At 70.3% G+C, this 22,943-nt stretch carries 18 protein-coding genes; 11 read left to right on the top strand and 7 right to left on the bottom strand.

What is annotated here, in order from left to right:
• The first annotated feature begins 167 nt into the window (after nt 1–167).
• From ACFYMC_RS19655 to ACFYMC_RS19645, 3 genes are read left to right on the top strand one after another with little or no spacing between them, the layout of a single operon-like run.
• The gene (locus tag ACFYMC_RS19655) at nt 168–704 is read left to right on the top strand and encodes a DUF4383 domain-containing protein (RefSeq protein WP_388526683.1); all 537 of its coding nucleotides are present in this window, start codon (nt 168–170) and stop codon (nt 702–704) included.
• On the top strand, nt 701–1,426 hold the full coding sequence (locus tag ACFYMC_RS19650) for an SDR family NAD(P)-dependent oxidoreductase (protein WP_388526680.1): 726 nt from the start codon (nt 701–703) through the stop codon (nt 1,424–1,426). Before ACFYMC_RS19655 ends, ACFYMC_RS19650 begins: the two co-directional genes overlap by 4 nt.
• Nucleotides 1,407–1,907 carry a DUF427 domain-containing protein gene (locus ACFYMC_RS19645; RefSeq protein WP_388526677.1) on the top strand — a complete coding sequence of 167 codons (501 nt, stop codon included), beginning with the start codon at nt 1,407–1,409 and terminating at the stop codon, nt 1,905–1,907. The genes ACFYMC_RS19650 and ACFYMC_RS19645 overlap by 20 nt, the downstream gene beginning before the upstream one ends.
• Nucleotides 1,908–1,940: 33 nt before the next feature.
• Here ACFYMC_RS19645 and ACFYMC_RS19640 read toward each other — a convergent pair whose 3' ends face one another.
• Nucleotides 1,941–2,954, bottom strand: a complete 1,014-nt coding sequence (locus ACFYMC_RS19640) for a MerR family transcriptional regulator (protein ID WP_388526674.1) — start codon at nt 2,952–2,954, stop codon at nt 1,941–1,943.
• 275 nt (nt 2,955–3,229) lie between these two features.
• Here ACFYMC_RS19640 and ACFYMC_RS19635 point away from each other — a divergent pair, with 275 nt between their 5' ends.
• Nucleotides 3,230–3,613, top strand: coding sequence for a UBP-type zinc finger domain-containing protein (locus tag ACFYMC_RS19635; RefSeq protein WP_388526671.1), 384 nt, complete (start codon nt 3,230–3,232; stop codon nt 3,611–3,613).
• 428 nt (nt 3,614–4,041) lie between these two features.
• Nucleotides 4,042–5,478 carry a rifampin monooxygenase gene (gene rox, locus ACFYMC_RS19630; protein ID WP_388526668.1) on the top strand — a complete coding sequence of 479 codons (1,437 nt, stop codon included), beginning with the start codon at nt 4,042–4,044 and terminating at the stop codon, nt 5,476–5,478.
• A 60-nt stretch (nt 5,479–5,538) separates the two neighbouring features.
• Here rox and ACFYMC_RS19625 read toward each other — a convergent pair whose 3' ends face one another.
• Nucleotides 5,539–6,798 (bottom strand): MAB_1171c family putative transporter, encoded by a 1,260-nt coding sequence (locus tag ACFYMC_RS19625; protein WP_388526665.1) that lies wholly within the window; start codon nt 6,796–6,798, stop codon nt 5,539–5,541.
• A gap of 10 nt (nt 6,799–6,808) precedes the next feature.
• Complete coding sequence (locus ACFYMC_RS19620) at nt 6,809–7,315, bottom strand: toxin-antitoxin system, toxin component (protein ID WP_388526663.1); 507 nt, start codon at nt 7,313–7,315, stop codon at nt 6,809–6,811.
• A gap of 417 nt (nt 7,316–7,732) precedes the next feature.
• On the opposite strand from ACFYMC_RS19620, the gene ACFYMC_RS19615 reads away from it, so the two are divergent.
• Nucleotides 7,733–10,858 (top strand): tetratricopeptide repeat protein, encoded by a 3,126-nt coding sequence (locus ACFYMC_RS19615; protein WP_388526660.1) that lies wholly within the window; start codon nt 7,733–7,735, stop codon nt 10,856–10,858.
• Nucleotides 10,859–10,970: 112 nt separating this feature from the next.
• Here ACFYMC_RS19615 and ACFYMC_RS19610 read toward each other — a convergent pair whose 3' ends face one another.
• Entirely contained in the window at nt 10,971–13,052 is a 2,082-nt protein-coding gene (locus ACFYMC_RS19610; protein WP_388526657.1) for a M4 family metallopeptidase, read from the bottom strand.
• Nucleotides 13,053–13,411: 359 nt separating this feature from the next.
• Between ACFYMC_RS19610 and ACFYMC_RS19605 the strand changes: the two genes are divergently transcribed.
• Nucleotides 13,412–14,386 (top strand): hypothetical protein, encoded by a 975-nt coding sequence (locus ACFYMC_RS19605; RefSeq protein WP_388526654.1) that lies wholly within the window; start codon nt 13,412–13,414, stop codon nt 14,384–14,386.
• Nucleotides 14,387–14,601: 215 nt separating this feature from the next.
• Here the strand turns inward: ACFYMC_RS19605 and ACFYMC_RS19600 are convergent, their stop codons facing one another.
• The 3 genes from ACFYMC_RS19600 to ACFYMC_RS19590 all read right to left on the bottom strand — a co-directional run bounded on the left by ACFYMC_RS19600 (nt 14,602) and on the right by ACFYMC_RS19590 (nt 16,799).
• Nucleotides 14,602–14,865, bottom strand: coding sequence for an SCO5918 family protein (locus ACFYMC_RS19600; RefSeq protein ID WP_388526651.1), 264 nt, complete (start codon nt 14,863–14,865; stop codon nt 14,602–14,604).
• Nucleotides 14,866–14,924: 59 nt separating this feature from the next.
• Nucleotides 14,925–16,409: a DEAD/DEAH box helicase gene (locus ACFYMC_RS19595; RefSeq protein ID WP_388526649.1), complete on the bottom strand. Its 1,485-nt coding sequence runs from the start codon at nt 16,407–16,409 to the stop codon at nt 14,925–14,927.
• Nucleotides 16,410–16,595: 186 nt separating this feature from the next.
• Complete coding sequence (locus ACFYMC_RS19590; protein ID WP_388526646.1) at nt 16,596–16,799, bottom strand: cold-shock protein; 204 nt, start codon at nt 16,797–16,799, stop codon at nt 16,596–16,598.
• 388 nt (nt 16,800–17,187) lie between these two features.
• On the opposite strand from ACFYMC_RS19590, the gene ACFYMC_RS19585 reads away from it, so the two are divergent.
• The 4 genes from ACFYMC_RS19585 (at nt 17,188) to ACFYMC_RS19570 (ending at nt 22,927) form a co-directional block, all read left to right on the top strand.
• Nucleotides 17,188–17,868 carry a GNAT family N-acetyltransferase gene (locus ACFYMC_RS19585; RefSeq protein WP_388526643.1) on the top strand — a complete coding sequence of 227 codons (681 nt, stop codon included), beginning with the start codon at nt 17,188–17,190 and terminating at the stop codon, nt 17,866–17,868.
• Nucleotides 17,869–17,979: 111 nt separating this feature from the next.
• Nucleotides 17,980–19,500: an APC family permease gene (locus ACFYMC_RS19580; protein ID WP_388526640.1), complete on the top strand. Its 1,521-nt coding sequence runs from the start codon at nt 17,980–17,982 to the stop codon at nt 19,498–19,500.
• Between the two features lies 1 nt (nt 19,501).
• Nucleotides 19,502–19,918: a universal stress protein gene (locus ACFYMC_RS19575; RefSeq protein ID WP_388526637.1), complete on the top strand. Its 417-nt coding sequence runs from the start codon at nt 19,502–19,504 to the stop codon at nt 19,916–19,918.
• A gap of 213 nt (nt 19,919–20,131) precedes the next feature.
• Nucleotides 20,132–22,927 carry an AAA family ATPase gene (locus ACFYMC_RS19570; protein ID WP_388526634.1) on the top strand — a complete coding sequence of 932 codons (2,796 nt, stop codon included), beginning with the start codon at nt 20,132–20,134 and terminating at the stop codon, nt 22,925–22,927.
• Nucleotides 22,928–22,943 lie beyond the last annotated feature (16 nt).

The following is a 22,943-nucleotide window of genomic DNA, read 5'->3' as shown; positions in this document are numbered from 1 at the left end:
TACGGTCCCAGTGGGCACGAGGCACCACATGTCGCACCGCTTGTGCAACGCCGCTCCGTTGCAGAGGTCGACTGCGCTCCATCCGCTGCACAAACGTGGCGAGATGCCTCACCGGGTGCGGGGTCCGATGCTGAGCTACCTGCTCACACACCACGAGGAGCGTGCTCATGGACCTGCGTGACGAGCTGCCGGTGGATCACCGGCTGAACACCGTGTACCGCGTCGGCGCTGCCCTGTGCGGCGTGATCCTGCTGGTCTTCGGCAGTCTCGGCTTCGCCGACCAGCTGCCCTTCTTCAGCACCGACGGAACGCGGATCGCCGGACTCTCCAGCAACGGCTTGCTGAGCCTGATCTCCGTCCTCGTCGGCCTGCTCCTGACCGGAGCGGCGGTCGTGGGCGGTAACACGGCCTCCACTGTGAACATGTCCGTCGCTGTGGTCTTCCTCCTCAGCGGATTCCTGCACCTCTTCCTCATCGGGAAGGACCTGAACCCGCTGGACTTCAGCATGTCGAACGTGATCTTCAGCTTCGTCGTGGGACTCCTGCTGCTGACCTTCGGCATGTACGGGCGAGTCAGCGGCGGCCTGCCACACGACAACCCCTACTGGCAGCGACGGCACCCCCAACGGCACGCCATGGAGTCCACCGCCCCGCTCCGGCGGGAGGCAGGCGCGCTGACCAGCAGCGACTCCACGGCGCCATGACCCGCCGGAGCCTTGCGGGTACCCGCGTACTCGTCGCCGGCGCCACCGGGGCGCTCGGCCGGCTCGCCACCGAGGAGCTCGGCGCACGAGGCGCCCGTCTCGCCCTTGCCGGCAGGGATGCCGGGCGGCTCACCGAGCTGGCCGCGCGGGCCGGAGGGCGACCGGCCCGCCAGATGGACGCGTACGACACGGAAGGCTGCGCCGCGCTCGCCCCGTGGGCGCACGAACAACTGGGCGGTCTGGACGGTGTCCTGGTCATGGTCGGGGTGGCGGGGTTCGGCCGGGTCGGAGAGGTACCGGAGACGGCCGTTGAGCACATGTTCCAGGTGAACTCGCTGTGTCCGGCGGCTATCCTGCGCCCTGCCGTCACCCAGGTGAGCGCCGGCGGCTTCCTGGCCGCGGTCACCGGCGCGATCGTGGCGGCGCCGATGCTCGGCACCGCCGACTACGCCGCCGCCAAGACCGCGCTGAGCTGCTGGCTGGGCGTACTGGCGCGGGAGGTTCGAGTGAGGGGACTGCGGGTGTTCGACTTCCAACCGCCGCACCTGGACACGGGATTCGCGGATCACCCGGTGACGGGGCTCACCCCGGACCTGCCCGCGGGAGCGGACCCCGTGGCGGCGGTACAAGCGATGGTCGACCGGCTCGCCGACGCGGGTCCCGAGCACGACACCCCGGCGCCCCGGCTGGGAAGGAGCACCGGTGTTGCGAACCGGCCCTGAAGGCGCGGGCCGCGCGGCGGAATCTGTGTGGGACTATCCGCGCCCACCGCGGGTGGAGGCGGATGGCCGCCATGTGGTCGTCACCTACGCGGGCATGCGGGTGGCGGACACCCACCGTGCCCTGCGCGTCCTGGAGACGAGTCATCCGCCCGTCTTCTACGTTCCGCGCGCCGATACTCTCCCGGGGCTGCTCGTCCGATCGAATTCCCGGACACTTTGCGAGTGGAAGGGCGTAGCGACGTACTGGGATCTGGTCGTCGCGGGCCGGGTCAGGGCCGCCGACGCGGCGTGGAGCTACGAGGCCCCCGCTGCCGGCTACACGGCGCTCACCGGCTGCCTGGCGTTCTACCCGTCCCGGGTCGAGGGCTGCTGGGTCGAGGGGGAGCCGGTGGTGGCCCAGCCAGGGGACTTCTACGGTGGGTGGATCACCTCCGAGATCGAGGGTCCGTTCAAGGGTGGGCCCGGTTCGCAGGGATGGTGAGCCCGCCCGAGGGTTCGGCCACCGGTCGTCGCGTCATCGAGCTGGCCCGCGCCCGGCTGGCATCCCTGGGCCGGTGAGCAGGTTCTCGATCAGGGTCAGTCCGGAGCGGAGTCCGGTGAGCCTGCGGGAGCCGGCGCCCGGGAGACTGCTCCAGCCGGGGCCAGCGAGCAGCAGCCGGGAGCGGGACCGAGCGCCCCGCAGCCCCCATTCGACGTCCTCGACTGCGCTCAGGACCTCGGGGACCGCAGTGGTCCGGCTCTGCGCCCACACCACGACCACCGAGGGGCCGGTGCGACGCACGGCCGCCTCCAGCGCGTCGGGCGGAACGGCGGGGCCGAACATCCGCACCGGCAGGCCGCGCTCGCCGAGCGCGGCCCACAAGGCTTCGAGCGGCAGACTGTGCAGTTCACCGGGCGCGCCGGCGAGCAGGACCGGGGGGACGTCCCGGGTCGGTGACCGGCGTGGCACCCCGCGCAGGGCCAGCGAGACGAGCCAGGACAGCAGGTGCTCGACCTCGATGTATCGCTCCCCCGCCGTCGCCCATTTGCGGCCCACGGCGTGGAGGGTCGGGGCGATGATCTCCTCCCACGCCGTGACGCAGCGGTGCTCGCTCAGCGCACGGTCCAAGAGGTCCTCGACCGCCTCGGAGTCCAGCCGGACCGCCGCTCTTGCCAGCCCTCGGCACTCTCCACGTGCACGTTCCAACGGGAGCATGTCCCGACCGCCAGGGGATCGGAGGGCTGCTCCGCCGGCCGGACCAGGGGTGCCGCCGGGCGCTCCTGCGGCGGCGAGCCGTGCGGCGCGCGCGGCCTCCGCGGGAGGAATCCCGCGTGACGTGAGGCGACACATCTCTTCAAGGAGGGCGATGTCCTGCGGCAGCCAACGGCGGTGCCGGCCGTTCACACGGGCTGCTGGGCCGATGCCGTAGCGACGTTCCCACGAGCGCAAGGTGGCAGGGGCGACACCCAGTCGCATGGCCACCGCGCCGGTGCTCAACCCGACGCCAGCTGGGGTCTGGGCCTTCGGCGGTGTCTCGTGCGGCCTCACCCGCCCACCATACGACCGTTCCTCGCCGTGGGTGGGAGGCGGAGCTCCGCAACCACGGCCCGTCTGGGAGCAGGGCAAGACTGGCGGGTTGGTGCACGTTCGATGCAGGGGTCGCCTCGCGGGGGACGCTCGTATCGTGGTCGCACCGGGGGCAGTCCTTGGTCGGGGACGGGAAGAGGTCCCGGCCGGACGCTCGTGGGCTTCCGCTCCCACGGCGCCGTACGGACCCCACCGGCCCGGGACGGGACACGGCAGGGAAGGTGTCGGTGACGGGTATGACCGCAGTCGATCCGGAATGGGTGGTCGCCCCCGACGGGGGACGACCACAGGGGCGCTTCTGTGCCCATCTCGCCGAAATCACCACGGCACTCGACGGGGTGGGCAGCACGACCTCACCGGTCGAGCGCCCTTCGGACTTCGGATGCGCTCGGTGCCGGGCCGCGGGAGCGCAGTGGGTGCACCTGCGGTCGTGTCTGAGCTGTGGGCACGTGGGCTGCTGTGACAGCTCGCGCGGACAGCACGCCTGGGCCCACGCCGAGGCGACGGGTCACCCGTTGGCCCGCTCCGCCGAGGACGGCGAGCACTGGGCGTGGTGCTACGTGGACGAGGTGTTCCTCGTCCCGGCAGCTCGCCCCGGTGGCGCCCCGCCGAACCGCTGAACTCCCTGAGGCGTTCCGCAGTACCCGGCGGGCGTGCCGCTTGGCCGGGCGGGACGCCGTGGCCCGTTGGCCGGGGTCGCTGTGCCCCAAGCCCCCGGGGCGGGTGCCGGCTGTTCCCTCGGCAGAGGTCCGCACATGACGAAGGCAAGGAGCGTTCGAGCTCCTTGCCTCTTTCAACTTATAGCTCACCGGGGGCCTTGCGGCAAGGCCCCCGGTGAGCCGCAGAATGACCGGACAGAGCCCCGACCTGCGGAAACGAAAGATCCACCCGATGCTCGCGCGGTGCGGGGTGCAGATCGCACCGGCGCCGCGACCGGTGAGCTGTTTCGCGACGGCCAGGCGGTGGATCGACGCGCGGGGCGGGAGAGCACCGTCCGGCTGCCGCACGGAGCGGCGGGGAGATCCGGATTCAACGAATGGGTGTGGCGATGATTGACGTGATCGTGGTCGGCGGCGGACCGACCGGCTTGATGCTGGCCTGCGAGCTGCGGCTGCACGGAGTGCACGTGGTGGTACTGGAGAAGCTGGCGGAGCCGACCGAGCAGTCCCGTGGGCGCGGTCTGCACGCACGGAGCGTGGAGATCATGGACCAGCGGGGACTGCTGGAGCGGTTCCTCGCGGTCAGTGAGAAGTTCCAGGTGGGCGGTCTCTTCGGCGGCGTCCTCAAGCCCTGGCCGGACCGCTTGGACACGGCGCACCCGTACGGTCTCACCACCGCACAACCGGTCACCGAGCGGTTGCTGTACGAACGCGCCGTGGAACTCGGCGCGGAGATCCGGCGCGGTTGCGAAGTGGTGGGGCTGAGCCAGGACATGGAGGGAGTGCGTGTCGTGCTGGCTGACGGTGCGCCGCTGCGCTCGCGCTACCTCGTGGGCTGCGACGGTGGACGCAGTGCGGTACGCAAGCTGATCGGTGTCTCCTTCCCGGGCGAACCCTCGACGGTGGAGACGCTGTTGGGTGACATGGAGGTGACCGAGGAGCGAGAAAGGATCGCCGCGGTGTCCGCAGAGGTCCACCAGCGCCAACCGCGCTTCGGTGTCATCGCCGATGTGGACGGGAAGGAGGGGGTGTTCCGTATCGTGGTCCCCGCCGCGGGGGTGTCCGAGGACCGTACGGCCGCGCCGACCCTGGAGGAGTTCAAACAGCAGCTGCGGGCGACCGCGGGGACCGACTTCGGTGCGCACGCGCCGCGGTGGCTGTCCCGTTTCGGCGATGCCACCCGGCAGGCCGAGCGCTATCGGGTCGGCCGGGTGCTGCTGGCCGGGGACGCGGCGCACATCCACCCGCCGACCGGCGGGCAGGGCCTCAACCTCGGTGTGCAGGACTCCTTCAACCTCGGCTGGAAACTGGCAGCGGAGGTCAACGGGTGGGCACCCGAGGGCCTGCTGGACACCTACCACAGCGAACGACATCCAGTGGGCGCCGCCGTGCTGAGCAACACCCGCGCGCAGATGACCCTGTTGGGGACCGGCCCAGGCCCGACAGCGCTACGGGAACTGTTCTCGAAGCTGATGGACTTCGAGGAGGTGAACCGCTGCGTGACCGGGATCATCACTGCGCTCGCGGTCCGCTACGACCTCGGCCCCGGCCACGAACTGCTCGGCCTGCGGTTGCGGGACGTGCAGCTGGGGCAGGGAAGGCTCTACGATCTGATGCACGCGGGTCGCGGCCTGTTGCTGGACCGGACCGGCCGGCTTTCGCCGGCGGGTTGGACGGATCGGGTCGACCACGTCTTCGACGCATGCGAGGAACTTGACGCGCCCGCAGTGCTGTTGCGGCCGGACGGCCATGTGGTCTGGGCGGGCGAGGACCAACAGGACCTCCTCGACAAGTTGCACCGGTGGTTCGGCGCCGCCAGCGGCTGAGAGCATCGCCGGTGCCTGTCGGCGTCAAGCGCTGCGCCCGGTCCGCCAGCCAAGGGACCATCAGTACGGCCCGGCGCTCCCGGCCGCCGACCCCACGCCGGAGGTACGACAGGATGGCCCGATCGGATCCCCGGGGGATGGGGCGTCCACAACGCGAAGCGACCGGGAGACGAGGACCAGAAGATCGCCGTACTCGGCCTCGGCGGCGCGTAGGGCTCGGACAGCCACCAGGCCCCGTTCCCGGTCGGGCGGTACCCCGCCCTCGCGGGCGTCCGCTGCCGCCTGGAACATGGTGGCGAGGCCTATGGCCACGCTCTCCGGCTCGCTCGTGCCGCTGCGCCGCGCCTTTGCCTGGGCGCGCTCGCGCACCTCCGACGCGCAGTGCGGGACGAGTTCCAACAGGCGGTCGTGGATGTCGGTCATCCGGTCCGTCAGGCGCCGGCCCGGGCTGGCGTACCAGGGAGTCGTGAGCCGCATGCCGGATCCCCCGTTGGCAGGCGGGCGTACGGCCCTGCGCAGGGGACCCAGCGCATGGAGGGTGCGCAGGGGCCAGATCACCCGCTCGGCCAGCCAGGGCCCGGCGATCGGGATCACGAACCCGAGGGCGATCAGGAGGGTGCCCAGGGAGATGAAGGAAGTGAGCACTCGGTTCAGCGCTTCCCAGTCCCGACCGCTCCAGGCAGCGACGACGGTGACCATCTTTGCCGTGCCGTAGACGAGGTTGAACAGGAAGCCGACGGTCAGCACGGCGAGCCCGGTGCGTAGCGTGCCTCCCGCCCCCGTGCCGCCCTCGGGCCGCTCCCGACGAAGGTCACGGGCCCAGCTCCAGCAGGCGCCGACCGCCGCGGTGGCTGCCGCGATGTTGGCCAGTAGGTAGAGCGTCACCATCTCCCGGATGAACGGGGTGTTGGCGTAGTACGTGTCGAAGTCCCGTAGTCGCTCAACCGGTGCCTCACCCAGGATGAAGCAGCCGATGACCAGGACGATCACTGCGCCGTGGGCCCAGACCCAGCGCCGGACGCGACGGCGCGTCCCCGTCTGGGTCCGAACGTCCTCGCGCCAGTTCTCCATCAGTACCAGGCAGGCACCGGCGTAGGCGATCAGGATGCAGTAGTCGAGCAGGGCGGCGAAGTTACTGACGCCGGTCAGCTCGTTGACGGTGGTCACGGTGGGTGGCGCCGAGAAGAAGAAGGCCGCAGCCTGCAAGAAGATGACCGTGTTGACGCTGCGGACCAAAGGGGTGCGCCAACGCCTGGCCAGAGAGGGGAGTTTGGCGAGCAGCACGAGTGCGAGCGCCCCCGCCGGAATGTAAAGGTTCACGCGCTCCGCCTCAGCCTTCGAGTGACGCCCAGATGCGACCGGCCACCCCGGCGGATGGCGGCGCGCTGCTCCTGCCCTCCAGGTGGGGCCGGAACCTCTGGGCGAGCATCCGGCCGAACCGCTCGGCACGCCGCTCCTCTTCGAGGCCCGGATCGGTTCGGGCAGCGACATGAGCGACCACTTCGCCCAGGCTCCGCGGGTCTCCAAGGACACGCGCCGCGGCCATCGCGCCGGCGCCATGGCCGCTGTGCCCCTCCTTGACGTGCCACAGCTCGTGTCCGAGGATCACGATCTGATGCAGCGGCGAGGTGTTCGCCTCAAGGACGATCAAGTCGTACTCGCTCATGTCGAGCCACAGGCCGGTCACGGTATCCGCGGGGAACTCCTTGAGCATCAGACGCACACCGCGACCGTTGCAGTTGGCCGCGGACATGCATATCGCGCTCAACAGCTCCACCGGGTCCTCGGGAACCGGCTGTCGCAGCCCTGCGTACAGTTCGTCACGATGGCGCTTCATCGCACGCGCTACCAGCACCCCGTGCCACCCGTCTTCCGCCTGAAGCACAGTCCTGCACCTCGCCCGCAGGGCATGTGCCTGCTTGACCGTGCCTCCAGGACACCGCGAACAATCGACGTCATTGTGCCTGACACTCGCGAGGTGCTCTGCGCGTCTCTCGCGAACTCCTCCCGCAGGGGACGCGGCGGGATGGATGTGTTCGTGGCGGTGGGGGCCGGTCACCGGGATCCGCCACGTGGTTGGTCGAGGCGCCTCGCGGGGACGGGCTCAGGGCCCCGTCAGCCCGCCGCGGGTTGACCGCTACCGCTGCCGGTAGGCCGGGCGGGCTGCTCGACGAGCATGCGCTCCTCACCACGATGGCGAGCAACCCTACTCTGGGCACACCATGATGATGGTGCGTCAGGAAGGACGTGTGTGGTGGACCGGGGGCGGTTGGTCGCGGTGAACGGGTCGGGTGGGGCCGGCTCGGGGTACGAGGTCGGTCCGGGGCTGGTGTTGACCTCCGCCCACGTGGTGAGCACCGTGGGTGCCGGGGTGGAGGTCTTCCGGCCCGGTGGCGTCGGGTCCTTCGAGGGCGCCGTGGTGTGGTGCGGCTCACCCGGCGCACGGGACGACGCCGCGCTCGTCCACGTCGGGGACGGGGCCTGGAGGCCACTGTCCGGGGCCGTTACCCGCTGGGGGCGGCTGGTCACCGACCGGCCCGGTCTGGCATGTGAGACCTGGGGAGTGCCCGAGCTCTTCCAGCGGCCCGGTGCCGCGGTGGAGGCCGCCCAGTTGGAGGGGCGGATGAATCCGGGGAGCGGTTTCGTCGGTAACCAGTATGTGCTGGACCTGAGCGCCCAACCGCCACGCTGGCCCTGCGCGGCCTCTTCTCCCTGGGGCGGCTTGTCGGGGGCGGCGGTCTTCTCGGGCAGTCTTCTGGTCGGTGTGGTCGCCGCTGATCGCCAGCACTCCCGGCACGCCTCCTTGAGCGTGGTTCCCTCCTACGTACTGCACCACGATCCGCTCTTTCGCGATGCGCTGTCCGCGTACGGGGCAGGCCGTCCTTCGTTGGAGGCGGTGGAGTTCCAGCACCTCGCGGACGCCGGTGGCGCCCCGGTGGCGGCCGGCGCTCCACGGTCGCCGGCTGCTCTGCTGCAGCCGGGGCGGGCAACGGTCCCCTTCCAGGGACGGGAAGCCCTGCTGAAGCAGCTGGGCACCTGGTGCGAGGGGGGCGGATTCGAGGCCCTGCTGATCCACGGCCCAGGCGGACAGGGCAAGACCCGGCTCGCCCACCGGTTCGGTGAGCTCCGCGCCGGCGAAGGCTGGACGGTGGTGTGGCCACGCGCGGATGTGCCGCCCGGTGAACTCGCCGAACTACGGCATGCGGCCCGGCCCTTGATGGTGGTGGTCGACTACGCCGAGACCCGTACCGGGCAACTCGCCGGGATACTGGAGGCGGCTCGGGCTCATTGCGGCGACACGGCCTTCAGGGTCCTGTTGCTGGCCCGAACGGCCGGCGACTGGTGGGCGCGGGCCACCACGATGACATCGGCCGCCGAGGACTTCCTCGAAGGCGCTCCCGTCGTGGCGTTGGCGCCGCTGGAACCGTGCCCGGCCGGTCGTCCTGATGCCTACCGGCGGGCCGTCCACGCCTTCGCAGCCGCGCTCGGCCAGGTGCGCGGACTCGGAGCCCGGAACTGGCCCACCGCGGCATCCGCACTCCCGGTCCGTCGGCTCGACCGGGACGGCCTCGACAACGCGCTCACCCTGCACATGACGGCCCTCGCCGACCTCCTCGACGTCGAACTGCCCGCGGAGCCGGCGCCTGCCGGGCCCCCGGATGGCGCCGCCCAAGGGGTGGAAGACCGCCTGCTCGGCCACGAGGGCCGCTACTGGGACCGGACCGCCGCCACTCAGGGTCTCACCGCGGGCCTCGATCGCCACACCCTCGAAGACGCCCTCGCCGCGGCCTTCCTCGTCGGCGCCACCACGCGGGAGCAGGCCGACGCCACCTGGCTGGCCCTGCCCTCGCTCGCCGACCAACCGCGCGATCACCGCGACCGCGTCACCAGGTGGATCGCCGGCCTGTACCCGGCCCCTGGACCGCACCTGTCCTGGGGCGTCCTGCAACCCGACCGGCTCGCCGAACGCCTCGTGGGGCGCCGTCTGGATGCCGATGGTGCTCTCGCGGAGCGCCTGATCTCCGGCCTCGACGGTGCCCGGGCCGCCCACCTGTTGACCGTCTACAGCCGGGCAGCGGCCCACCCGGTCTTCGACGACCGGCTCGACACCCAGTTGACCGCGCTGTGTCGGCGCCACCACAAGTCGCTGACCGCACAGCTGATCGCCACCGCCACCCAGGCTGAACACCCCGGGCCCCTCATCAGAGCGCTGACGCAGGTCAGCGACGACCCGACCACTTCACTTGCCGATCTCCAGCAGTTGAACGACCACCTTCCGCCGACCAGTCACCGCCTCGCCGCGTGGGCAGCCGACCTCGCCCGCCTCCTCAGCGAGCGCTACCGCAGCCTTTCGTCCTTCTCCCGGCCAAGGGCCGAGCTCGCCCGTTGCCTCAACACGCTCTCCATCAGGTTGGGTGACCTCGGGCGGCAGCGGGAGGCACTGGCGGCGGTCGAGGAGGCCGTCGTGATCTGGCGCGCGCTCGCCGATGCCCGACCTGATCCGCATCTGGTGGATCTCGCCGGTGCCCTGAACAACATGTCGGTGGACCTCGGCGATCTGGGGCGGCGCCAGGAAGCCCGAGCGGCCATCGAGGAGGCCGTGTCGCTCTACCGGAGCCTCGCCTTGACCGACCCGGCCCGGCTACCCGCCCTTGCCGCGGCACTCAGCAACCTCTCCGTCACACTGGGCGGGCAGCACCTGCTCCAAGAAGCCCTGTCAGCCGTTGAGGAGTCCGTGCGGATTCGCCGTACACTCGCCGCTGCCCAACCCGACGTGCACCTGCCCGAACTCGCCGGCGCACTGAACAACCTCGCAGTCAGACTCGGCGCGTTGGGAAGGCGGGAGGCCGCCCTATCCATCGTGCGGGAAGCCGTCGACCTGCGACGCGAACTCGCCCGGGCCCACCCGGACGCCCATCTCCACGAACTCGCGGGCGCTCTGAACAACCTCGCTGTGGACCTCGGCTCCACGGGGCGGCACGAGGAGTCCCTCACCGCCTTCGGGGAAGCGATCGAGGTGTACCGGGGGTTGGCCGGGGATGGCCCTGACGCCCATTCGTCGGGGCTCGCCATGTCCCTTCACAATTTCTCCATCGCACTGCGCGACCTGGGCCGCAGGACGGATGCTTTGGCGGCGGTCGAGGAAGCCGTCGCTCTGCGACGGGCGCTGGCCGGGTCCGAGTCCGAATCGCATCTCAGGGACCTGGCGACCTCCTTGGACAACTTCGCCACCGAACTGAACGCGTTGGGGCGCGCCGAGGAGGCCCTGGTCGCTGCCGAGGAGAGCCTGGACATCCGGCGCGCCCTGGCTGGGGCAGGGAACAACTCCCTTCTGCCCGCCCTTGCCGCCGCGTTCATCGACGAGGAGGCCGTCACCTAAGGGCTGTCCAGAGCCCGGCGGACGCGCGGCCGGCGCCCCGCATGACACTGGCCAAGCGCCTCGCCGCCCGGACCCGAGGCGGGTCCGGGCGGCGAGGGCGGATCGCCGCGCCTTAGCTACTGCTCACCGCGGTGTCGTCGATGAGGAAGCTGGTGGCGTTGGAGGAGTCCTCCGTGCCGGTGAACTTGATCGTGACTGTCTTGCCCCGGTACGCCGACAGATCCAGCGTACGCAGGGTGTACCCGCTGGGCGTGGCATTCGAGTAGGTGGCCAGGGTCGAGGTGGTACTGCCCGAGACGACCTGCGCCTTGAGGGTGTCGTACACGGTGGAGCCGCTCTCCTCGGTACTGACGGCCAGGTAGAAGGAGAGCTTGGGGGCGGTCGCGGTGCTGGGGATCGACACGGTCTGCGCCAGGGTGTCGGTGTGCGAGGAGCCGTACCCGTCCAGCCAGGCGTACCAGGAGCCGGAGCGTGCGGAGGCGTCCGAACTGTTGGTGATCACACCGGTGCTCGCGCTCCAGGTGGTGGCGCCGGATTCGAAGCCGGCGTTGCCCAGCAGGTTCGAGCCACCTGGCACGGTGGTTCCACAGGTCGTGGCGGTGGCGGCGACGGAGACCGCGCTCCAGGCCTTCTCCACGGCGGTGCACTGGGTGGAGTCGGCGCCGTAGTAGGAGATGGCAGCCTTGATCGTCGCGGTGCGGGCGTCGGCGTAGGTGCTCGCCGAAGTCATGCCCTCGGTGAGAGCCCGGTACCAGATCTTGCCCGCGGCGGAGTTGCCTATGCCGGTGACCGTGGATCCGTTACAGGTGGGGCTGTTGCCCCAGGAGGAGGAGCCGGAGCCGACGGCCAACAGGTAGAAGAAGTGGTTTCCGACACCCGAGGAATAGTGCGGGTTCAGGGACTTGGTCTTGGTGCTCCAACAGTTCTGGGAGAGACCGTCCTTGCCGGGCTCGTCCATCCAGCGCAGCGGAGTGCCGTTGGTGCTGAGCTTCTCGCCGATGAGGTAGTCGGGGCTGTCCGAGGGGTTGTTGGCATTGAACTCGACGAGCGTTCCGAATATGTCGCTGGTGGCCTCGTTGAGGCCACCAGCCTCACCGAAGTAGTCCAGGTTCGCGGTCGCGGAGGTGACTCCGTGGCTCATCTCGTGGCCGGCGACGTCAATTTGGGTGAAGGGCTTCTGTCCGGGCGCCCCGTCGCCGTAGATCATGGCGAATCCGTCGTCGTCCCAACCGGCGTTTCCGTAGTTCTGGCCGTAGTGGACGAAGGATCGAGCCCCGACACCGTCGTTCTTGATGCCGTTGCGGCCGTGGACGTTCTTGAAGTAGTCCCAGGTCGCCTGCACTCCGTAGTGTGCGTCAACAGCCACGGTGGCGCGGTCGGAAAGGGATCCGTTGCCCCACACGTTGTCCGAGTCCGTGAGGGCCGACCCCCAACCGGAGGGCACGGCCACTTCGTCGGGAAGGGCGTTGTTGTTGGCGTCGCGGGTTTCGCCACCGCCGCGGCTCGCGTCCTTGAGCTGGTATCCGCCGGTTACCGCGGTGGTCGACAAGGTGACGTCGCCGACCTGGTATCCGTGACCGGTTCCGCTGGCGGTGTGGAAGTCGTCCCAGGTCTGGACGGCCTTGCCGGTCCGAGCGTCGACGAGCACGTTGAAGTGGCTGGGCGACTGGTCCGGGGCGATGCCGTGAACGACGACCTGCCAGGCCAGCCGCGGCGTTTGGCCGGTGACGGCGTCCACCACGAGGTTGGATTCGGTTTCACCGCGAGTGCCGCGGAACAGCTTCTGGGCCACGGCCTCGGCCCGGGACGCCTTCACTTTCGCGGTGGTGGGCAGGTTCAGCTTGCCTTTCAGGGTCAGGCTGGTCTCGCGCAGGCTGCCGTCCGGAGCAGAGTGGACGACCACGTCGCCCCCGATGACCGGGAGGTCGCGGTAGGAGCGGTCGAGGTGCACATGGCGCGAGCCGTCCTTGTCGATGACGACGGCCCGGGACTTGAAGGTGTCGTGCTCACTGGCGCGAACGGTCTCGGGGTGGTCCGAGACCGCCCTGGCGGCATCGCGCAGGGCATCGTTCTTGGTCGCCTTCGGGGGGGTCGGCCGTGGGGAGTCGGCCGCGGTGGCGGGGGTGCCCGCTCCGGCTATGAGGAGACTGCTGACGGCCAGCGCCAGCGGTCCCACGAGAACGGATCGATTCATGGGCCCGGAGCCTGGCTTCTGACGACCTACCAGGTCAACGCCGTAGGAACTCTGTTAAGGACGAAGCGCAGTGAACGGCGCGCACTGGACCCATCGGCCTGTTGGGACAGGGCGCCCGGGGCCGTTGCGGCCAGGAGGTCGGGAGAAAACTGTTCACGTGGTGAAACAACGATGTACGCATGGCTCGCGCCTCGTTACCATGTGGCCCCGCTTCACCGCCATTTACTCCCGCGCCACGTGAAACACCCATCTCATTGGCCCCACGTTCAAACATCCCCATCCCCACACCCAGCTCCTGCGACAGTGCCGTCACAGGCCGCGCCGCCCATCGGGCGCGTGATGTCCGGCCGGAGGCGACCATGACCAGCAGAACAGAGTCTCTTCGAACAGCCCCCGCTCTCCCGCCCCGCTCCCCGGGCTCCCACGAAGTGCGCGAAGCCCTACGCAAAGGCCCGTTCGAGGCGGCTCTCGACAGCGCGATCCGAGCCAGCGGACTGAGCATGGACCGGATCCAGCACCGTCTGGCGGCACGGGGCATCGCCATCAGCGTCACCACCTTGAGCTATTGGAGGCGCGGGCGCAGCAGACCGGAACGCCCCCAGTCCCGCCAGGCCGTCCGGGTGCTGGAGGAAATGCTCAGCCTGCCGACGGACTCGCTGGTCTCCCTCCTCGGCCCGCAGCGTCCACGTGGGCGGTGGACCAACCGCGTCGCGACCGGCGTGGAGACGGAGCAACTGTGGCAGGGCTACGAGAGCCTCCCGGGGCTGCTGGGCGACATGGGCTCGGCGGACGACGGACTCACCCGCCTCTCAGCGCATGATCGTTGCGAAATCGGCCCCAACGGGGCGGAGTTGCAGTTCCGCACCACGTTGGTCCTTCGGGCGGAACGGGAACGGGTGGACCGCTGCCTGATCATCACCAGGGGGGACGACCCCGCCCAAGGACTGCCCGTACTCAGTCGCGTCCGCAACGCCCGACCGGGACGGATCCGCACGGACGAGACGGTGCCGTTGGCAGTGATCGAGCTCTTCCTCGACCGCGTGCTCTCCGCCGGGGAGACCACGGTGATCGAGTACACGTACGACTACCCGCCGGACGGCGGCACCTCACGGGAGTGCGGGCGGGGATTCACGGCGCCGGCCCGCCTCTACACCCTGGAGGTGGCCTTCCACCCCGATGCCGTTCCGGTGCGCTGCTACCGTTATGCGGGCACCGCCGCCCCGGGTCCCCAGCCCGACCCCGAGCCGATCTGGATCAGCTCGGCGGGCCTGGCGCAACTCGTCGTCCAGGATCCGGTGCCCGGGTTCCACGCGATGCGCTGGGAATGGGACTGAGCGGATGGATGAAGGCGCGGCGGCGATCAGCCCCGCGGGCACCTGCGACACGTCACAGCGGTCCGCCCTCGTCCCGTAGCTGGTGCCTTGGGGCTCGGTGAGGACGGGGGCGGAGACGGCACCCCACCTTCCGCAGCCCGGCGAACGGCTGATCGCCGGCCGGATGCGCCGGCGCCCGTCAGGGGCTCGATCGCCGAAGCGGAGGTGCGGCGGCCTCAGCCGTCGCTCGGCGGCGGCGTCGGGTCGGGAGCGGGCCGGCAGGTGAAGCCCAGCCGGGTCAGGGCTCGGACGATCTCCCCCGTACTGAAATCGCGCCGGTCCTGCCCCGTGATCACCTCGCCTACCTGCTTGACGGGGTAGGTCCGGCGGCCGACGGTCACGCAGTCTCCCGTGACCGACTCAGGTTTCTTACCCTTCATCGCCTCGACGACCTCGCTCTTGGTCAGGTCGAAGGGATAGCGGGCGATGACGAGACGCATGGTGCCTCCACAGCTAGGCGGGACCGGCCTGACCTTCTCAGTGTGCCTACACGGCGGGTCTACGAAGCACGCCGCACCCGGGCCGCTCTGCGGGCCTCAGCCGTCTGACGTGCCTCGGCTGCCCTGCGGGACTCGCCTCCGGCGCGCCCGGGCCGGGTCCCGATCCCGCGGAAGGGGGCCCCGCCCCGTGCGGGCCGCTCGGCGGTGGCGGGACCGCTGCCGCCGATGGGGATCCCCGAGGGTGCTTGTGCCCCGGTGATCCGACTCAGTTCGGCCTCACCGGATCGGACCTGAGTGACCTGCGGGGTGATCCCGGCGTCGGAGAGCAGCCTCGCCATGTCACGGCGCTGGTGTGGCAGCACGAGCGTCACGACGATGCCGGATTCACCCGCTCGGGCCGTACGTCCACCCCGGTGGAGGTAGTCCTTGTGGTCTGCGGGCGGATCGACGTTGACGACGAGGTCGAGGCTGTCGACGTGGATCCCGCGGGCCGCCACGTTCGTGGCCACCAGCACGGAGACGGTACCGCTCTTGAACTGACTCAGCGTCCGGGTCCGCTGCGGCTGGGACTTCCCGCCGTGCAACGCCGCGGCCCGCACACCGTTCTGCATCAGATGCCGGGTGAGCTGGTCGACTGCGTGCTTGGTGTCCAGGAACATCAGCACGCGGCCGTCGCGGGCGGCGATCTCGGTGGTGGCCGCGTACTTGTCAGCGGCGTGGACCTGAAGGACGTGGTGCTCCATCGTGGTGACAGCGCCCGCCGAGGGATCGACGGAGTGCACCACGGGGTCGCTGAGGTAGCGCCGGACCAGCAGGTCCACGTTGCGGTCCAAGGTGGCGGAGAACAGCATCCGCTGCCCGCCCGGGCGCACCAGGTCCAGCAGCTCGATCACCTGGGGCATGAAACCCATGTCGGCCATCTGGTCGGCCTCGTCCAGCACGGTGATCCCGACCCGGTCCAGACGGCAGTCCCGGCGTTCGATGAGGTCCTTCAGGCGCCCCGGCGTGGCCACGACCACCTCCGCACCGGTGCGCAGGGCACGGGCTTGCCGACCGATGGACATTCCTCCCACCACGGTGGCCATCCGCAGCTTCAGCGCCTGCGCGTAGGGCGTGAGGGCGTCGGTCACCTGCTGGGCGAGTTCCCGGGTGGGGACCAGGATGAGGGCGAGCGGGGCCTTGGAGTCGGCCCGCCTGCCCGCGGTGCGGACCAGCAGCGGAAGACCGAAGGCCAGTGTCTTGCCGGACCCGGTGCGCCCGCGGCCCAGCACGTCCCGACCCGCGAGCGAGTTGGGAAGCGTTGCTGCCTGGATGGGGAAGGGCTCGGTGACGTTCAGACCGGTGAGCACCTCGATCACCGCGGCCGGGAGGTCGAGCTCCGCGAAGCCCGTGACGGCGGGCAGCGGCGGAGTGGTGGTGACCGGCAGGGCGAATTCTCCTTGCGGCGCCGAGGGCCGTCGCCTGTTGGCAGCCGACCGCTGGTCGGGGCGACCTGCTCGGCGGGCCTGGGAGGAGCGGTTGTTCGCACCGGCCGATCGACTCATGGAGAACCTTTCCCGATAGGGCGCGTATCGAGGAATTCTCGGCACAGATAAGCCGATAAATTGCGGAGACGTGCCTGATAAAAAACTCAAATGCGCCGGCCGAAGGCAGTGCAGAACCCGGAACCGGCAATGAGCTGGGGCCCGCACTTGGTCGTGCGGGCCCCAGCTACATCACTGACTTCGTGGTCAGGCGGGAACGATGTTCTCCGCCTGGGGGCCCTTCTGGCCCTGGGTGACGTCGAAGTTCACCTTCTGGCCCTCCTGGAGCTCACGGAAGCCCTGGGTGGCGATGTTCGAGTAGTGGGCGAAGACGTCGGGGCCGCCACCCTCCTGCTCGATGAAGCCGAAGCCCTTTTCAGCGTTGAACCACTTCACGATTCCGGTAGCCATGCTCAATCTCCTTCGAGGCAGTGCCCGGAGGCTCGCACTGTGCGAGCTCCGGCGTCGCCGCGATGATCGCCCCATCCGGAAAAAAGCACCGAAAACAAAAAAGAGCCTGACGACGAGGAGTCATCAAAGGCACTTGAAGTCTATGGGAACCACAACTGCAACTGGGATCAACCTTAGCACGGCGGTTCACCGGCCCGGGATCGAAATTCTGAACGAGCCGGCGGAAGCGTTAAATATTCACCCACGTGGCGGAGGTCTCGGCAGGGCCCTGGGCCGCCGTTCACCTGTCCGTCGTACGGCTTTCATCTCCGCTTCACCCACCACGGCAGGGCCTGGTCGCACACTGCTGACCACCCCTCCAGAGCATCCCAGAAGGACCGAGCGCTCCGTGCCCGTGCCCGTCATCCTCACCGGCCGCCGCGTGCGGCTGGAACCCCTCGCAGCACACCACGCCGAAGCCCTGGCCGAAGCCGGCAGCGAGGACCGCACCACCTACGGGTTCACCCCTGTGCCACACAGCCTGACCGCTGCCCACGCCTACATCGAGCGGGCCAGGGCCGAACACGCGGCCGGGCGGGCGTTGGCCTTCGCGGTGATGACCGCACCCCACGGTCTGCTGGTCGGCTCTACCCGCTTCCTGGAACTGGACTACTGGCAAGGACCGCCGGTCTGGCCCTCCGTCCCCGGGCTCCCCTACGGCGACCCGCTCACCGCCGTACCCGATGCGGTCGAGATCGGTAACACGTGGCTGGCGCCGCGGGCACAGGGCACCGGCATCAACACCGAAGCCAAGTTGCTCATGCTGCGCCACGCCTTCGAGAACTGGCGGGTCCAGCGGGTGAGCCTGCGCGTGGACGCCCGGAACCTACGGTCCCGGGCAGCGGTCGAAGGGCTCGGTGTGACCCACGAAGGCGTACGACGGGCCCATTCGCGTGGGCTCGACGGCCAGGTGCGCGACACGGCCTTCTACTCCGTCCTGGACTGCGAATGGCCCACCGTCCGCACGCTGCTGGAGCTGCGGACCAATACGGCGCGGCGGCCCCGTACCACCCCCTTGGTGCCCGCCTGAGCGGAGGGCCGGCGGGCTCCGGCCGTCCGCCGCCGTGCGAGGCGCTGCCCGCTGGGCGAAGATGCCTAGTGCTGCATCGGCCTCAACCGCCTCGGCGTGAAGCGAGGGACCATGGCTCAAGAAGTCGCGGGCGGCACCCCGCCCGCGGGCAGCCCGCCCACCAGCCTCAAAGCGAACGCCATCGGCTTCCTCGATGCACTCGTCATCGGCCTGAACTCCACCTCGCCCGCCTACTCGCTCGCGGCCGTCATCGGGCCAATCGTCGCCCTGGTGGGGGTCTACGCGCCAGGCGTGATGCTGGCCTCGTTCGTCCCGATGCTGCTGATCGCGTCCGCGTTCTACTACCTCAACAAGGTCGACCAGGACTGCGGCACTACCTTCTCCTGGGTGACCCGGGCCATGGGCCCCTGGGCCGGCTGGCTCGGCGGTTGGGCCATCACGATGACCGGCGTGCTGGTGATCGGGTCGCTCGCCGACGTGGCGGTGAACTTCGGCCTGCTGGCCGTGGGCCTCGACAGCTGGGCCGCCAACGAACTGGTCCGGCAGGGTCTGACCGTCCTGGTGATCCTGGTGATGACCGCCATCTGTGTGATCGGCACCGAGCTGTCCGCCCACCTCCAGGACGTCCTGATCCTGGCCCAGGTCTTCTTCCTCCTGGCCTTCGCCGCCGTAGCGATCTACCGGGTGTACACCGACAGCAGCTCGTTGGACGAGATCAAGCCCGCCATCGACTGGCTCAATCCCTTCGGGGCCGGCGGCGCGGCCCTGACCGGGGGCCTGTTGCTTGGCGTGTTCATGTACTGGGGCTGGGAATCGGCCGTCAACCTGACGGAGGAGGTCGAGAACTCGGCGACCGCTCCGGGCAAGGCCGGCCTGTGGTCCACGGTCATCCTGCTGGTCACGTACCTGTCGGTCGGATTCGCAGTGGTCGCCTACGCCGGTACCGCCTTCCTCGCCGAGAACGCCGACGAGGAGGAAGCCGTCTTCGCCGTCCTCGCCCACGAGGTGATGGGAGGCTGGGACTGGGTGGTGCTGCTGTCCGTGTGCACCTCCGCTCTGGCCTCGACCCAGACCACGATCATCCCGGCCTCGCGCACCGCCCTTTCGATGGCCCGACGCCATGCGCTGCCGGCGAAGCTGGCCCACATCAACCCGCGGTTTCGCACTCCTGAGGTCAGCACGTGGTGGGTAGCCGGCATCGCCATCGCCTGGTACCTCGTGGTGAACCAGATCAGCGAGAACGCCCTCTTCGACTCGCTCACCGCCCTCTCCCTGCTGATCGCCTTCTACTACGCGCTCACGGGCCTCGCCTGTGCCATCTACTACCGTCGGCACCTCACCGAGAGCCTGCACAACCTGTTCTTCATCGGCATCGGGCCGGTGGTGGGGGCGGGGCTGCTGGCCTGGCTGCTCGTGGAATCGATCGGGGACATGTCCAACCCGGCGAATTCCTACAGCGGAGTCTCCTGGTTCGGGCTGGGGCCGCCCTTGGTGATCGGCATCGGCATCGCCCTCGTCGGTGTGCTGTTCATGTGCTACTGGCGGCTGCGGTCGGGGCTCTTCTGGACGGAGCGCCGTGGGGTGGTCGACCCCGCTCTGGTCGACCACCGGCGCTCGGCGAAGGAGGGCTGAGATGTCCGTGGTCCTCGGATACGACGAATCGCCGGGCGCCGATCGGGCCCTGAGGGTGGCGATCGAGATCGCGGCGGCCTTCGGCGAGGCCCTGGTCCTGGTGTACGGGGCCGCCGCCCCCGGCGGCATGGGTGAGGAAGCCGGCGCCCACCGGGAGGCGATCCGGCAGGCCGGACGTAACGCGCTGGCCCACGGGGTGGCGCTCGCCGACGAAGCCGGCGTCCCCTCGGCGATGGAGATCCTCGACGCGAAGCCTGCCCAGGCCCTCCTCGAAGCGGCCGAGCGGCACCATGCAAGGGTGATCGTCGTCGGGAGTTGGGGCGAGAGCCCGATGCGGGGCGCCCTCCTCGGCTCGACCCCCCACAAGCTCCTCCACCTCTCGCCGCTACCAGTGCTGTGCGTGCCGACCGACACCTGAACCTGCCCGCCGACGGCCCTGCGGTCCGCGGACGGGCGTGCGGACCGGCCGCTCACCCGCCACGGGGGCCCTTCGCGGCGGGGCGTCACCCACCCGAAGTACTTACCGGTTACACCGCCGTTCGGGATCTTCCCGGGCCGCCGCCCCGGTAGGGTGAACCGCCTCGAAGGGGCGTGCCCGGGCCGCCGCCCCCTACCCGGGAGGCGGACAGCGATGCGGGCGGACGAAGCCGAACCAGTGGGCCGCGCGGAGGAAACCGCCGTGCTGGACCGGCTCTTGGCGGCGCTGCCCGGAACCGGCGGATCGCTCGTCCTGAGCGGAGGTCCCGGCATCGGCAAGACCGCACTGCTCCGCCACGCGTTACATCGGGCCGCGCGACGCGGCATCCGCACCAAGGAGGTCGCCGGCATCCAGCCCGAGCCCCCGCTGCCCTACGCAGGGCTACGCCGACTCCTCGCCCCCGTGCTACCCGAAGCTCAGACGCTGCCGGAAGCCCAGCGCAACTGCCTGTCGGGCGCATTGGGGATGACCGCGTCGAGCGTTCGGACCGATCGACTCAAGGTCGCCATGGCCGCCCTCGCCCTCCTCTGCGACCGCGCACACGCCCGCCCGCTCCTGGTCGTGGTCGAAGACGCGCACTGGTTGGACGCCTCCAGCGCCCAGGCGATCTCGTTCCTGGCCCGTCGGCTGCGCCCGGTACCCGTCCTGATGCTGATCGCCAGACGCGACGGTCAGCCCGACAACGACTTCGACGACACCGGCTTGGAGCGGCTTCCGCTCACACCACTGCCCGGTGGAGCAGCAGGTCGACTACTAGACGCCCAACCTGCCATGGCTGCCCTGCGGGTGACCCGACCGAACCTGGCGATCATGCGTCAACGCCTCCTGCGCGAAGCGGCCGGTGTCCCCCTTGCGCTGGTCGAACTCCCCCTCGCGCCAGTGGGGCCGGACCTGGTCGGTGAAGAACGCCCGCCCCTGTCCGATCGGTTGGAGCAGACCTTCGCCCACCGCTACGGCCGACTCCCCGCGAGCTCCCGCTCCCTGCTCCTGGCCGCCGCCCTCAACGACGGAGACCGCCTCGCCGAGGCTCTGGGCGCCGCCCAGCGCCTCGCCGAACCCGACCAGGAGCCCGTCACTCTCGAAGCGGTCGAGGTGGCGACCACCGCCGGGCTGGTCGAGTCGAGTTGCGGACGTCTACTCTTTCGCCACCCGCTGATGCGCTCCGCCGTCCGCAAGAGCGCGGGGCCGACGGCCCGTCAGGCCGCGCACCAGGCCCTCGCCGAACAGTTGGCGACGCAGCCGGATCGTGCCCTGTGGCATCACGCCTGCGGTTCCCAGCCACCCGACCCCGACATCGCGGCCTCACTGGAGTCCGCCGCCCGGCGGGCCGGCGCCCGGGGCGATTGCTCGGCAGCAGTGGAAACCCTTCTCCTTGCCTCAGCGTTCTCGGACGACCCCGGCCGTCGCGGCGAGCTCCTCCTTCGGGCAGCCGACGCCGCGGTCGGGGCCGGCCGGTTCCCGAGGGCACGTCGGCTGCTCACCGAGGCTGGCCGGCTCCCGCTGCGCCCGGTGGACCGGGCCCAGTTGGCCTGGTTCCTGGAGGTGCTGGGCACCGGCCCGTGGAGCGACCAAGACCGGGTGGCTCAGACCGTGGGCGCCGTGGAACGCATGCGCGCATCGGGCCGCGAGGAGTGCGCCCTGGAGTACCTGCACGCGGCGGCGCAGCGTTGCTGGTGGACAGGACTCGACGACGGCTTGCGCAAGCAGGTCGCAGAGAGCGCCGGACGCTTCCAGCTGCCGCATGAAGACGCCCGACTGTTGTCAGCGCTCGCCTGCGCGGCGCCCGTACATACCGCTCGGGAGGTACGGGCACGCCTTTCACAGGTGACCGAGTTGTCCGCAGAAACACTGCCCGACCTCACCAACTACGCACTGGCTGCCTGCGCGCTCGGCGACTTCCGCGAAAGCCATCGTTTCCTTCAGGTGGCCGTACGGATGCCGGCCGACAGCGGCGGGACCTCAGCACGGGTGGAGATGCTCACAGCCCACGCGGTGACGCTGCTCCAACTCGGCAGGCACCAGGAGGCGCTGGCCGCTGCCGAGACTGCGGTGAAGGAATCCGAACAGGCCGGTCTCGTCCACCACACGGCCATGGCCCATCTGATCGCCGCCCGGGCCTCAGCCGCCCTCGGAGACGGTGCGCGCTGCGCGAGCGAAGTCGCCCTCGGGGAAGAGCCCCTCCTCGCCCTCGGAGCAGGCCCGATGCTCGCCGAGGCGCAGACCGCCCGCGGACTCGCGGCTCTGGCGTCCCGCCAGTACGAGAGGGCTTACGGGCTGCTGCGCCGGGTGTTCGACCGCGCCGACCCGGTGTACCACTCCTTCGTCCGGCACCGCGCACTGGGTGACCTCGCCGAGGCCGCTGCCGGAGCCGGCGACCGGCCGATCGCCGAAGCCCGCTCCTGGCTGGATGTCCTGGAGCCGGTGGCCGACGCGACCGGCTCCCCTGTGTTGCTTGCCGGGGTGGCGCATGCCAGGGCCTTCCTGGCCGAAGACCGCCTCGCGGACGAGGCCTTCGCCGCCGGACTGGCCCGAGACCCCCGCGACGCGCCGCTGCTGCACGCCCGGCTGCGACTCGCCCACGGAATGAGGCTGCGGGGGCAGCGCCGGGTACGGGAGTCCCGGTCGGCGCTACGCGCCGCGCGGGAGGCGTTCACCGCGCTGGAGGCGCACCCCTGGGAGACCTGGGCCCGCCGGGAGCTGCGAGCAACCGGCGCGGCCCGGGGCCGTACCGGGTCGGCGCCCCGGGATGCCTTGACCCCGCAGGAGGAGCGGATCGTGCGCCTGGCTGCTGAGGGGCTCTCCAACCGCGAGATAGCAGGCCGCCTCGGTCTGTCGCACCGGACCGTGAGCACCCACCTGTACCGGCTCTTCCCCAAGCTGGGGGTGTCCGCTCGGGGCCAGCTCGGATCGGCGCTGGAACGTCGAGCAGCGGCAGGGGCTAAGGGCTAAGGGCTAAGGGCTAAGT

The organism is Streptomyces sp. NPDC006879 (assembly GCF_042869595.1).
Lineage (GTDB): Bacteria > Actinomycetota > Actinomycetes > Streptomycetales > Streptomycetaceae > Streptomyces.
The sequence above is the reverse complement of the archived record's forward strand: the minus strand, read 5'-3'. Positions and strand labels throughout refer to the sequence as shown.